Source organism: Marinobacter changyiensis (assembly GCF_009193265.1).
Taxonomy (GTDB): domain Bacteria; phylum Pseudomonadota; class Gammaproteobacteria; order Pseudomonadales; family Oleiphilaceae; genus Marinobacter; species Marinobacter changyiensis.
Map to the genome: position 1 here is coordinate 341,396 of NZ_VZZZ01000001.1, position 12,787 is coordinate 354,182.

The window sequence follows — 12,787 nt, forward strand, 5'->3', positions numbered from 1 at the left end:
ATGTTGTGAAACAGTGCGTCAGTTTACGCTCTAATACAAGATCAGCTGCCAGGCCTATTTTTTGACCAGCGGCAGGTTATTGCTCTTCCAGTCAGCAATGCCGCCGTTCAGGCGAGTCACATTGGTATAACCCTCCGCATTCAGGACCTTGACGGCGGTGGCTGAGTGCTGGCCCATCTTGTCGACGACGATTATCTGTTTATCCTGGTGCTTTTTGAGCTCGCTGGCGCGTTCTTTCACCGCGCTCAAGGGAATGTGCAGAGAGCCGGTAATTCGACCTTCGTTGAACTCCTTTCGTTCTCGAACATCGACCACAATGGCTTTATCCCGGTTGATCAGGTTAACTGCAGCCTGGGCGCTGACTTTCTGCCCACCACGGCGGGTTTCAAGAACGAACAGTGCCGCCAGAAGCGCCACGAACACTGACACCAGAATGTAGTGATTAACGATAAACTCAAACAACCTGTCCATTAACACGCCCTGCTGATTTTAATTTGGCGAGATTATACACACCCGGGGGCGGTGACAGAAGGCGAGAGCATTAGCCGGAGACCACCAAAGCGGGTAGAATCGAACCTTTCATTCTTCAGGTAATCCCTGCATCCGCTGCAAGCGGTTACCAACAGCAACCGGATTGAGTGATGACTGACACCCGCACACCAACTGCACTTATTATTCTTGACGGCTGGGGCCATCGCGACCCGGCGGAAGACAACGCCATCAGCAACGCCAACACCCCGTTCTGGGACAAGCTCTGGCAGCAACAACCCAAAACCCTGATCAATACCTCCGGCATGTTTGTCGGGCTGCCCCAGGGCCAGATGGGCAATTCCGAAGTCGGTCATATGAATCTCGGCGCCGGTCGGGTGGTATATCAGAGCCTGACCCGAATCGACAAAGATATTGAAGACGGCACGTTCCCGGATAATAAGGTGTTGTGCGAGGCTATCGACAAGGCCGTGCGCAATGACGGTGCCGTGCATCTGATGGGACTGCTTTCCCCCGGCGGTGTCCATTGCCATGAAGATCATGTCCTTGCAGCGGCAGAGCTTGCAGCCGCCCGCGGTGCCAAACAGATTTATATTCACGCGTTTCTCGATGGTCGCGATATGCCGCCCCGCAGTGCCATGGCCTCGCTGAAAAAAGCCACCGCAAAGCTGAAATCCCTCGGAGTTGGTCGGGTGGCTTCCATTATCGGGCGCTACTTTGCCATGGACCGCGATAATCGCTGGGACCGTGTTGAGGCGGCCTACAATCTGCTAACCCAGGGTGAAGCAGAGTTCACTGCCGCCAGCGCAACCGAAGGCCTCGAGCAGGCTTACGAGCGTGGCGAAAATGATGAATTTGTGAAAGCGACCCGGATCCAGGCGGGCAATGAGCCGGACGCTACCGTGGATGACGGTGACACCCTCATTTTCATGAACTTCCGTGCTGATCGCGCTCGCGAAATTACCCGAGCATTCGTGGAGCCCGATTTTGACGGTTTCCAGCGCCGCAAACGGCCGAAGCTGGCGGACTTCGTCATGCTGACCGAGTATGCTGCCGACATCAAAGCCTCATGCGCCTACCCGCCAGAGACCCTCACCAACGGTCTTGGCGAATACATCGCAAACAACGGCAAAACCCAGCTTCGCATTGCCGAGACCGAAAAATACGCTCACGTCACCTTCTTCTTCAATGGCGGACTGGAAACGCCGTTTGAAGGCGAGGACCGCATTCTGGTGCCATCGCCCAACGTTGCCACTTACGACCTGCAACCGGAAATGAGCGCCCCGGAAGTGACTGACAAGCTGGTAGAGGCCATCAAGAGCGGCAAGTACGATCTGGTAATCTGCAACTACGCCAATGGCGACATGGTGGGCCATACCGGCAAGCTGGATGCGGCCATCAAGGCGGCCGAATGTATCGACCAGTGCGTTGAACGCGTCATCAAAGCACTCGAGGAAGTTGGTGGTCAGGCCCTGATCACCGCAGACCATGGCAACTGTGAGCAGATGACCGACCCGATCTCCGGCCAGGTGCACACTGCCCATACCCTTGGACCTGTGCCGCTGGTGTATGTCGGCCCTCGCCATATCGGGCTGTCTGACGATGGCAGTCTGAGCGATATAGCCCCCACCCTGCTTCACCTTATGGGGCTTGAACAGCCCAAAGAAATGACCGGGCATAGCCTGGCCAACCTTGACTGAGGTTCTTGAGGTTCTTGCCGTGAGGCTCAGCTTCATCACGGGACGCAGATTTAATGCCCGTTGAAGTCCAAAAGGGTGCCGGATACCACCGGCGCCTTCTCGTTACCAGGTCCCCGGGGCATGCGCTGGCCCTGATTCTGGCCTGCTGGCTGCTGGTTGCTGGCCAACCGGTAACCGCAGAGCAGACCGTAACGCCAGCACAAGTTGCAGCCCTCAAGGACCAGATCAGCGACATTGATGAATGGCTCGAGGACGCAGAGGAAGACCGCAGTGACCTGGAGCAAGAACTGGTCGCAACAGAGCGCTCTATCAACGAGCTGACCCGGGAGCGCCGGTCTCTTGAAACCAGAGCCCGACAGCAGAAAGCGAAACTGGACGAACTCCGGGTTCAGGAAGCTGAGCTGGTATCAAGCCTTGACCGCCAGCGAGAAAGCCTGAAAAAACAGATTCGCGCGGCATGGATGGAGGGCGACGCGCCTGCGGTCAAAGTATTGCTGAATGAAATAGACCCGCAAACCATCTCGCGCACCATGACCTATTACGAATACCTCAGCCGGGACGCCATCCAGCGCCTGAAAGACTTTAATGGCACCCTCGAAAAACTCACTCTCACCCAGAACAATGCCCAAGCGACTCAAGTCGAACTGACGCAACTTCAGGCCCGGGCAACAGAGCGCCAAAACCAGCTCAGAGACCGCAAACAACAGCGCGAAAAAACGTTGGTGGCACTCAGGTCAGACATCAGTAGCCGGGAATCAGAGCGGGCATCGCTGGAGGCCGATCGCAGCCGCCTTGAAAAACTGTTGCAGGAAGTGGAAGAAGCCATTGCCCGGATCCCGTCTCCCAATGAGTCCAAACCGTTCCAGGCCCTCAAGGCTAAACTGCCCTGGCCCGCCCGTGGCAAGGTCGAGCATAAGTTTGGCGACAGCCTGGCGCAGGGTAAACTCAAGTACAACGGCATTCTGATTACCACCGGCAACGACGCCGACGTCACAGCCATCCATTACGGCCGGGTGGTGTTTGCCAATTGGCTCAGGGGCTTTGGCCTGATGACCATCGTCGATCACGGTGATGGCTTCATGAGCCTGTATGGTTACAGCAGCAGCTTGCTCAAAAGCCCCGGCGACTGGGTGGATGCAGGTGAAACAATTGCAGTCGCTGGCCGTTCCGGCGGTACCGACGCCGCGAGTGTTTATTTCGAAATTCGCTACAAGGGTGAGCCGCAGAACCCACAAACATGGCTGAAGCGCTGATTCAAAGCCCTTTTTTGAGAGCTGACAAATGCCTGACGGACCGCCATACTGTCGGGGCGATGCACCGATGCAGGTGCTCAAAAGAACAACCAGTAGACAGGATGCGTAGATGACACGGGTCAGATTCAAGCACCACACTGTTTTATTCGCTGCGATGCTGAGCGCAGGCAGCCTGCTGGCCCTGTCGGGCGCCACCTATGCTCAGGAACTGGACCCGGAAAGCCAGCGAATGCTGGAGGCCATATCCGAGGGTAAGGAGCTTGAAATACAGCTGCCCGATCCGGAAGAACAGCTCCCCCTGGATGATCTTCGAAAATTCACTGAAGTATTCAGCCGCATCAAAGACGCCTACGTCGAAGAAGTCGACGACCGCACCCTGCTTGAAAACGCGATCAAAGGCATGCTGGGCGGGCTCGATCCGCACTCGACCTACCTCGAACCAAAAGCATTTGAACAACTGGAAGAAAGTACCAGTGGCGAATTCGGCGGCCTGGGCATCGAAGTCGGCATGGAAGACGGTTTCATCAAAGTCATATCACCCATCGATGACACCCCGGCCCAGAAAGCGGGCGTACAGGCCGGCGATCTGATCATCAAACTCGGTGACCAGCCGGTCAAGGGCATGTCCCTTGAAGAGGCCGTGACCCTGATGCGCGGCAAACCGGGCTCAACCCTGACCCTCACCATCATGCGTGATAACCAGAGCGGACCAATCGAGATTGACGTGGTTCGGGATGTTATCAAGGTGGCCAGCGTGAAATCGCGACTGATTGAAAGCGGTTACGGTTACATTCGCCTGACCCAGTTCCAGGCCGAAACCGGTATGGAATTCCGGGCCGCCATCGACAAACTCAAGGCCGAAAATGACGGCACTCTGGACGGCCTCGTCATTGATTTGCGCAACAATCCGGGAGGTATTTTACAGGCGGCGGTCGAAGCTGCCGACGCCTTGATTGATGAAGGCCTGATCGTTTATACCGAAGGCCGGATCCAGAGCTCTCGGCTGCGGTTCAGCGCCAAGGCCGGCGACATGGCGGAAGGCACACCGATTGTCGTACTGATTAATGGCGGTTCCGCATCCGCCTCGGAAATTCTGGCCGGCGCACTGCAGGATCATCAACGGGCAGTGGTTATGGGCACGCAATCCTTTGGCAAGGGCTCGGTTCAGACTGTCATACCGCTGGATGAAACTCACGCCATCAAAATGACGACCGCCCGCTATTACACCCCTGACGGCCGCTCCATCCAGGCCAAGGGCATCAAACCGGATATTGAAATCAAACCGGCGCAGCTGACAGAGGTGGACAGTCAACCCTTCTTTACCGAGGCAGACCTGAGCGGCCACCTGTTGAACGGTGACGCCGAAGAGCTGGAAAACCCGGATGACCCCGAGCAGGCGGCCAACCCGATAGCCAGGGACTACCAGCTCAGATCGGCACTTAACCTGCTTAAAGGCTTGCAGATACTCGATAAAAAGGAAGGCGGGACCAACTGACCCCATGCACATCGTCCTGAGAGCTACCCTGTTGATGCTGCTGGCACCCTTGGTGTCAGCGCAACCTCCGGCCAGTCCCTCCCTGGCCCTGGCTACACCCGACTTCACGGACAGCGAGACGCCACCGACCATCGCAATCATCATTGATGATATGGGGCACAGCCTGAGCCAGGGCCGGCGACTGGTGGAGATGGATTATCCCGTCACCCTGGCATTTCTGCCCTTCCGCAGGCACACCACCGAACTTGCTAACGCAGCGCATGCCCACCAGAAAGAAATCATGCTGCACGCCCCCATGGCCAACACCCGCAATATTGGCCTTGGCGCCGGCGGACTGGACGGCAGCATGAATGAACCGGTGACTGCCACCACACTGAGGCGTGCCATTCAGTCCATTCCCCATGTTCGCGGTGTCAATAATCATATGGGCAGCCTGCTGACCCAACTGCAGCCCAACATGAACTGGGTGATGTCTGAACTTTTCCGCTATCCGCTGTATTTTGTCGATAGCCGCACGATTGCCAGCACCATTGCGGGTGAGACTGCAGCAGCCCACCGTGTGCCAACCCTGACCAGGGATGTATTTCTGGACCACGAGCAAACCGAAGAGTATGTCGACGCACAGTTTCAGCTATTGATCGAAACCGCCAAACGTAATGGCAGCGCTATCGGCATCGGACATCCCCACAAAGTCACCGTGGACTACTTGATAAAAAAACTGCCGGAGCTTGATGAACAGGGTATTGCGGTGGCCACGGTGAGCGGAATCTGGGCGATCAGAAACAGCAATCGGGAGATGTTTAACGCGGGCGAAAAGCAGGACATCAGACCTGCTCTGGCGAGAAAAGACTGAGCTGCTCAAGAAAGACTGACCTAGCTAGTCCCTCACTTCAATGCCTTGCGCTTTCATAAAGGCTTTGGCCTCGGGAATCGAAAACTGACCGAAATGAAATATGGACGCTGCCAACACGGCGTCAGCACCGCCCAGGATTATGCCATCCGCCAGGTGCTGAAGCTCTCCAACCCCACCTGAAGCGATAACCGGGACTGCAACCGCATCACTGATGGCCCTGGTCAGGGCCAGGTCAAACCCCGACTTGGTGCCATCCCGGTCCATGCTGGTCAGCAACAGCTCACCGGCTCCCATATCCGTCATCTTAAGAGCCCACTCAATGGCGTCCAGGCCGGTCGGCTTGCGACCACCGTGGGTAAAAATCTCCCAGCGCGGCGGCTCGCCTTCGCCACTGACCCGCTTGGCGTCGATGGAAACCACAATGCACTGGCTGCCAAAACGGTCGGCAGCCTCACGGACAAAATCCGGGTTGAACACTGCGGCCGTGTTGATAGCGACTTTGTCAGCGCCGGCATTGAGCAGTTTGCGGATATCGTCTACCGTGCGAATGCCACCGCCAACCGTGAGCGGAATAAAGACCTCACTGGCCATACGTTCAACGGTTTCATAGGTGGTATCACGGCTTTCGTGACTGGCGGTAATATCCAGAAAGGTGATTTCGTCGGCACCCTGCTCGTTGTATTTCCGCGCGACTTCTACCGGATCGCCGGCGTCACGGATATCAACAAAGTTGACGCCCTTTACTACCCGCCCCTTTTCCACATCCAGGCAAGGAATAATACGCTTGGCCAGTGCCATGTCAGTTCCCCATACCGTTCTGGATACCACTACCAAGGCTGTCGCACCAGGCCTGGGCTTCAGCGACGTCAAGGGTGCCCTCGTAGATTGCCCGGCCGGTTATCGCACCCAGAATGCCACGGTCGGCCACATCGGCCAGTTGCATGAGATCGTCTATATTTGTAACACCGCCGGAGGCGATGACCGGAATACCACAGGCTTCCGCCAGCGCAGCGGTAGCCTCGACATTAACCCCCTGCATCATGCCGTCACGGCTGATATCGGTGTATACAATGGCCTCCACACCGTCATTCGCAAATCGCTTCGCCAGGTCGGTCGCTTTGACCTCAGACACCTCGGCCCAGCCGTCGGTAGCAACCAGCCCGTCCTTGGCGTCGAGCCCGACAATGATGTGGCCCGGAAACCGCCGGCACATGTCAGTCACGAACTCAGGTTCCTTGACTGCCTTGGTGCCAATGATCACCCACTGAACGCCCGCCTGAAGGTAGGCTTCGATGGTTTCGGCAGAACGAATGCCACCGCCAATCTGGATCGGCAGCTCCGGATATTTGCGGGCAATGGCCCGGACGATCTCGCCGTTAACCGGCTCACCTGCGAACGCGCCGTTCAAATCAACCAGGTGCAGGCGGCGCGCACCGGCATCAACCCAGCGGGTAGCCACATCAACGGGGTCATCAGAGAAAACAGTCGAGTCTTCCATTCGGCCCTGGCGCAAGCGGACACATTTACCGTCTTTCAGATCAATGGCGGGAATAATAAGCATGGGATATATCCGTTATCAGTGGTCAGTTTGTCATCAACGGGGTGGACAGACCCGAATGGCTAGGCGCCTGTCCACTGGACAAAATTCTTCAGCAACTGCAACCCGGCCCGGTGACTTTTCTCAGGATGGAACTGCACTGCAAATATGTTGTCGCGAGCAACGGCAGCGGCAATATCAATACCATAGTGGGTGCGGCCGGCAATATCGGGATTGCCTTCGGCTTCGGCGTAATAGCTGTGCACGAAATAGAACCGGTCGCCATCGGGAATGTTGTGCCAGACCGGATGGTCAGTGGTCTGGTAGACCTCATTCCAGCCCATGTGAGGCACTTTCAGGCGGACATCACCTTCTTTCAGGTGATTGCCGAAAAACCGCACTTCCGAGGGGAACAGGTTGATGCAATCTACCCAGCCGTTTTCTTCACTGCGGGACATCAGCGCCTGCATGCCAACGCAGATGCCCAATAGAGGACGGTCAGCCGACACTTCACGCACCAGATCGTCCACGCCGAGCCGGAGAATTTCCGCCATGCAATCGCGGATAGCGCCAACGCCCGGCAGGATAACCCTATCCGCCTCACGTATCTGGGCGGGGTCAGAGGTCACCAGAACGCGAGTGTCCGGCGCCACCAGCTCCACGGCCTTGCTGACGGAATGGAGGTTGCCCATCCCGTAATCAATAATGGCGAGGGTTTTCATATCACAAAAGCTCCGAAACGATTACAGCGAGCCTTTGGTAGAGGCAATAACACCGGCCATGCGCTCATCCGGCTCAATCGCCATCCGAAGGGCTCGTCCGAAGGCCTTGAACACCGTCTCGATCTGATGGTGAGTATTCTTGCCCTTCAGGTTGTCGATGTGCAGCGTCACCATGGAGTGATTGACAAAACCGTGGAAGAACTCACTGAACAGGTCAACGTCAAAACCACCCACGGAGCCGCGGGTATAAGGCACATCCATGGTCAACCCGGGGCGGCCCGACAGGTCGATAACGACCCGGGACAACGCTTCATCCAACGGCACATAGGCGTGGCCGTAACGGCGAATGCCCTTCTTGTCACCCACGGCCTGCCTGAAGGCCTGGCCCAGGGTGATGCCGATGTCTTCCACGGTGTGATGATCATCAATATGCAGGTCACCCTTGGCAACGATATCCAGATCAACCAGGCCATGGCGGGCGATCTGGTCCATCATGTGGTCAAGGAAATGCACACCGGTATCGAAACGGGACTGGCCAGTGCCATCCAGATTGATTTCTACCGTGATCTGAGTCTCGAGGGTATTACGTTCTACCCGAGCCTTACGTTCGGCCATGGGGTCTCCAGGTCATTGAGCGGCTAAAGCCGGTAACTGATAGGCCAAGATTATACCTGTTCTGTTCGCAGGCGTCCTGCCCCAATCCCGGCGTAACTGAGCTCGTCAGACCGGGCCATCAAAACGCTTTTTTGAGATTCGCCATGTAGGTATCCACAAGGCTGTTGAACTCGTGCTTGATCACCGGGCTGATCGCCAGCTTGAGCAGGCCTGGCAGCGGCAACGTCAGCACGGCAGAGGTCTGGAACCTGGCCCGAGTGGTACCCGCATCTTCACTGGTGAGGGTCCAGGAGCCTTTTACCACCCCGTTGCCCTCACCTTTAACCGGTGTCCAGGTGATTTTCCCGGCCTCTTTGTCTGCCACATACTTGCAGGCGTAAACCGATTGAATGGAATACTTGTCGACGCCCACTTTCGCCATCTCCCATCGGTAGATCTCATCACCCAGCTCAATCAACTGGTTGACCTTCGGGAAGTGGCTGGCCGATTCCGGCACATTTGCCAGCAGTGCAAATACGTCATCAAAAGACCCGGGGATCCTGATATCGCGATTCAGCTCAATGGATACGGTAATTGCCACGAAAGACTCCTATCTTATTATTGGTCTGCCCTGACGGACATGCTGATTACCCGACTGATTCCTCCAGCCGAACGGGCTTGCACCCTTTGGCATTGAATAGCGTATTCTGTCTTAACACTACCGTTTTGTCATATGGCATGACCTTTAAATTTGCCTTGTCTACGTTATCCTCTATAGCATCCGGCATTTAAGCCCTGCCTCTACCTGAAAGGATTCTGAAATAATGAAAGTAATCCGTAACATCATTCTCGCGCTGCTCGCAGTGGTTGTCTTGGTGGTGATTGCCATCGGGGTAGTCATATTTGTTATTGACCCCAACACCTACAAGCCACAGATCGAACAGGCCGTTGAAGACAACACCAACCTTGATCTGGTCCTCGCCGGCGACATTGGCTGGTCACTGATCCCCCTGGGTCTTGAGCTGAATGATGTAGAGGCAACCCTTGACGGTGAGCGCCTGATACGACTGGATCAATTGATTGCCCAGGTCGACTTCTGGTCCCTGATCGCCATGTCGCCCAAGGTAAACACTTTTGTCCTGGACGGACTGGATGCAAGATTGAGTGTCGCCGAAGATGGTACCGGCAACTGGACACGGGTCATGCCGGAACCGGATGCCAGCACCGATACCACCGACACGGCAGCACCCGCCGAACCAGCTCCGGACGAAGCCGAAACCGGCCGCGAGCCGCTGAATTTCAATGTTGAAGATATTCGCATAACCAATACCCAGGTCCACTATGACGACCTCAGCACCGGCCAATCGATCATTCTGGAAAATTTCAGCCTCAGCGCCAGCCAGATCGCGCTGGGCCAGAAATTTCCGCTGGAACTTGCGTTCCATTTTGCCACAGGCGAGCCCGAGTTCGATGTCGACGGCCGCATCAATGCCCAGCTATCGGCCAACCCGGCCCTCAATGAATTCGAAATCAGCGGACTGGACAGCCAGTTCAGCCTCAGCGGCGCTCCGTTCGGAGAGGAGACTGTACAGGCAAGACTGACCGGGGCACTGACAGCCAATACCGAAAACGAAACTGCGACACTGACGGAATTCCGGGCAGCCCTTGCCAATATGGAACTGACCACCAACCTGAACGTAAGCGGATTCGGCGATCAACCTACGATAAGTGGCGATATCAACATCCCGGAATTCTCGCTCAAGGAGCTGCTGACCACCCTCGGCCAGAGCGCTCCGGAAACCGACGATCCTGACGTCCTCAACGACATCGGATTCTCTACCGATATAGGCGGGCCGGCCGGCAAGGTCGAGCTCAGCAATCTTACTATCCTAGTCGATGACACCACCTTTGCAGGCAGCGCAAGCTACGCCCTGAGCAACAGTGCCATCGGGCTTAAGCTGAGCGGGGACAAATTCGATGCCGATCGATATCTGCCACCTGCCAGCGAAGAAGCAGAAGCTGATGCTGCGAACGACTCCGGTGAGAGTGCTCCTGCGGCTGAAACTGCAGCAACTCCGGAAACTGACCTGCTTCCGCTCGAAACCCTTCGTGGGCTGGCCCTGGACATCAATCTCGGCCTCGGCGAGCTGATTATCAGCAACTTGACCATTGCCGACATCAAAACCGTAGTAACGGCCAACAAAGGCTTACTCAAGATGAGCGAATTTAGCGGCCAACTCTACTACGGTGATTTCAACGCCAACGTTACGCTCGATGCCCGCACAGATGACCCGAAATGGGTAATCGCCAATCAGGTCAACAACGTACAAACCTTGCCGTTGCTAACGGATCTGGCGGAAGTTGACCTGCTTGCCGGCGCCGCCAACATCAACATGGACATCAACACCCGGGGCAATCGCATGTCCGTCATCCGGGAGCAAGCCAAGGGTGAAATCAACTTCAACCTTGCAGAGGGAAAATTCACCCGCATGAACATGACTCGCATGGCCTGCCAGGGCATCGCGCTGGCCAATGGTGAGACCCTGACTGCTACTGACTGGAGCGAGGGCACACCGTTCAACGACATGAAAGGCACCCTCAAGATCGACGGCAACACGCTCAACAACACCGATCTGGTGGCGGCTCTGGCGGGTATGGAGTTGCGCGGGGACGGCACCGTTGACCTGAAGGCGTCCGAGCTGGATTATGAAATCGGTCTTCGTGTTGTGGGTGAGATTCACCGTGACGAAGCCTGCCGTGTGACCGAGTATGTGGAAGGCGCGGTTATTCCCCTTGAGTGCCGCGGCAACTTCGAGGAAGACCCGGCGGGCCTGTGTTCCTTCGACGGTTCACGCTTCCGCGACACTCTCAAGGATATGGCGGCCAATGCCGCGCGCCAAAAGGCCACCAAGGAAGCGGAACGAGCCATCGATGACAAGGTCGGCAAAGAGCTCGAGAAGCGCCTTGACGGTGAGACCTCGGAAAAAGTGAAAGACGCCATTAAAGGCCTGTTCAACTGATGCCGGAAAGTTTTGCCGAACGGCTTTTGCATTGGTACGACTGTCACGGCAGGAAAAACCTGCCCTGGCACCATAACCGCTCTCCCTACCGGGTCTGGCTGTCAGAGATCATGCTGCAGCAGACCCAGGTGGCGACGGTCATCCCCTACTACCAGGCCTTTATGGCCCGGTTTCCGGAAGTCCGTGCCCTGGCCGAAGCACCAATCGACGACGTCCTGGGACACTGGTCTGGCCTCGGCTATTACGCCCGGGCCCGCAACCTTCAAAAAGCAGCTCAGACGATAGTCCAGGATCACCAAGGAGAATTCCCCGCCGACCAGGAGCAACTTGAGGCCCTGCCCGGCATCGGGCGCTCTACCGCAGCCGCCATCCTGGCCCAGGCCTTTGGCCAGCGCGCTACCATTCTCGATGGCAACGTCAAGCGTGTGCTGGCGCGTCACCATGCCGTGCCCGGCTGGACAGGCCAAACCAGGGTTCAGAGCCAACTCTGGATGCACGCCGAAACCCACACACCCGATCACCGAATCCGTGACTATACCCAGGCCATCATGGACCTGGGTGCTATCGTATGCACCCGCAGCCGGCCCGATTGCGAACACTGCCCGCTGGCAACTACCTGTCTGGCCTACCAGCGCGGCGAGACCAAGCTCTACCCTGCCCCCAAACCCAAAAAGGTGAAACCTGAGAAAACCACCTGGGTGGTCATACTGGAAGATTCCGAGGGCCGGGTTTTGCTGGAACGCCGACCACCCAGCGGCATCTGGGGCGGCCTCTGGAGCCTGCCGGAACTGGATGCCGCCTACAACGCAGAGGAGCTGAGCGACGCCTGTGAAAGAAGCTTCGGCTTCGATTGCGGCGATGCCCAGCCTGATGCAGGATTCCGCCACACCTTCAGCCATTACCACCTGCATATCCAGCCCGCCAGACTGGCCGTCGCCAGTGGGGCGACGAGGTCTACCATCGCCGACCGCGACGACCACCGCTGGGTCTATCGGGATGACGCTCTTGCCCTGGGCCTGCCAGCCCCCATTCGCATCCTGCTCAGCTCACCGGCGCAACCTGTCCTGCTCTGATCTGTTACCATTCGCCTGATCATCGACAACCGGCAATTGCCCAAAGGAGTA

At 56.9% G+C, this 12,787-nt stretch carries 12 protein-coding genes; 6 read left to right on the top strand and 6 right to left on the bottom strand.

Features of this window, described 5'->3' with window-relative positions:
- Positions 1-54 precede the first annotated feature (54 nt).
- On the bottom strand, positions 55-471 hold the full coding sequence (locus F6Y09_RS01760; protein ID WP_152205207.1) for a rhodanese-like domain-containing protein: 417 nt from the start codon (positions 469-471) through the stop codon (positions 55-57).
- A 170-nt stretch (positions 472-641) separates the two neighbouring features.
- Here F6Y09_RS01760 and gpmM point away from each other — a divergent pair, with 170 nt between their 5' ends.
- The 4 genes from gpmM (at position 642) to F6Y09_RS01780 (ending at position 5,790) form a co-directional block, all read left to right on the top strand.
- Complete coding sequence (gpmM, locus tag F6Y09_RS01765; RefSeq protein WP_152205208.1) at positions 642-2,189, top strand: 2,3-bisphosphoglycerate-independent phosphoglycerate mutase; 1,548 nt, start codon at positions 642-644, stop codon at positions 2,187-2,189.
- Between the two features lie 53 nt (positions 2,190-2,242).
- A complete protein-coding gene (locus F6Y09_RS01770) occupies positions 2,243-3,442 on the top strand; it encodes a murein hydrolase activator EnvC family protein (protein WP_152205209.1) in 1,200 nt (399 codons plus the stop codon).
- Between the two features lie 109 nt (positions 3,443-3,551).
- The gene (locus F6Y09_RS01775; protein ID WP_152205210.1) at positions 3,552-4,937 is read left to right on the top strand and encodes a S41 family peptidase; all 1,386 of its coding nucleotides are present in this window, start codon (positions 3,552-3,554) and stop codon (positions 4,935-4,937) included.
- Positions 4,938-4,941: 4 nt separating this feature from the next.
- Positions 4,942-5,790: a divergent polysaccharide deacetylase family protein gene (locus F6Y09_RS01780; protein WP_425481796.1), complete on the top strand. Its 849-nt coding sequence runs from the start codon at positions 4,942-4,944 to the stop codon at positions 5,788-5,790.
- Between the two features lie 24 nt (positions 5,791-5,814).
- On the opposite strand, the gene hisF is transcribed toward F6Y09_RS01780, so the two are convergent.
- From hisF to F6Y09_RS01805, 5 genes are all read right to left on the bottom strand, one after another.
- A complete protein-coding gene (gene hisF / locus F6Y09_RS01785) occupies positions 5,815-6,588 on the bottom strand; it encodes an imidazole glycerol phosphate synthase subunit HisF (protein ID WP_152205211.1) in 774 nt (257 codons plus the stop codon).
- Between the two features lies 1 nt (position 6,589).
- Entirely contained in the window at positions 6,590-7,351 is a 762-nt protein-coding gene (hisA, locus tag F6Y09_RS01790) for a 1-(5-phosphoribosyl)-5-[(5-phosphoribosylamino)methylideneamino]imidazole-4-carboxamide isomerase (RefSeq protein WP_152205212.1), read from the bottom strand.
- Between the two features lie 59 nt (positions 7,352-7,410).
- Complete coding sequence (gene hisH / locus F6Y09_RS01795) at positions 7,411-8,049, bottom strand: imidazole glycerol phosphate synthase subunit HisH (protein WP_152205213.1); 639 nt, start codon at positions 8,047-8,049, stop codon at positions 7,411-7,413.
- 21 nt (positions 8,050-8,070) lie between these two features.
- A complete protein-coding gene (gene hisB / locus F6Y09_RS01800; protein ID WP_152205214.1) occupies positions 8,071-8,664 on the bottom strand; it encodes an imidazoleglycerol-phosphate dehydratase HisB in 594 nt (197 codons plus the stop codon).
- Positions 8,665-8,782: 118 nt separating this feature from the next.
- On the bottom strand, positions 8,783-9,244 hold the full coding sequence (locus F6Y09_RS01805) for an SRPBCC family protein (protein ID WP_152205215.1): 462 nt from the start codon (positions 9,242-9,244) through the stop codon (positions 8,783-8,785).
- Positions 9,245-9,467: 223 nt separating this feature from the next.
- Here F6Y09_RS01805 and F6Y09_RS01810 point away from each other — a divergent pair, with 223 nt between their 5' ends.
- Both F6Y09_RS01810 and mutY read left to right on the top strand, forming a co-directional pair.
- Positions 9,468-11,663: an AsmA family protein gene (locus F6Y09_RS01810; protein ID WP_152205216.1), complete on the top strand. Its 2,196-nt coding sequence runs from the start codon at positions 9,468-9,470 to the stop codon at positions 11,661-11,663.
- The gene (gene mutY / locus F6Y09_RS01815; RefSeq protein ID WP_152205217.1) at positions 11,663-12,736 is read left to right on the top strand and encodes an A/G-specific adenine glycosylase; all 1,074 of its coding nucleotides are present in this window, start codon (positions 11,663-11,665) and stop codon (positions 12,734-12,736) included. The genes F6Y09_RS01810 and mutY overlap by 1 nt, the downstream gene beginning before the upstream one ends.
- Positions 12,737-12,787 lie beyond the last annotated feature (51 nt).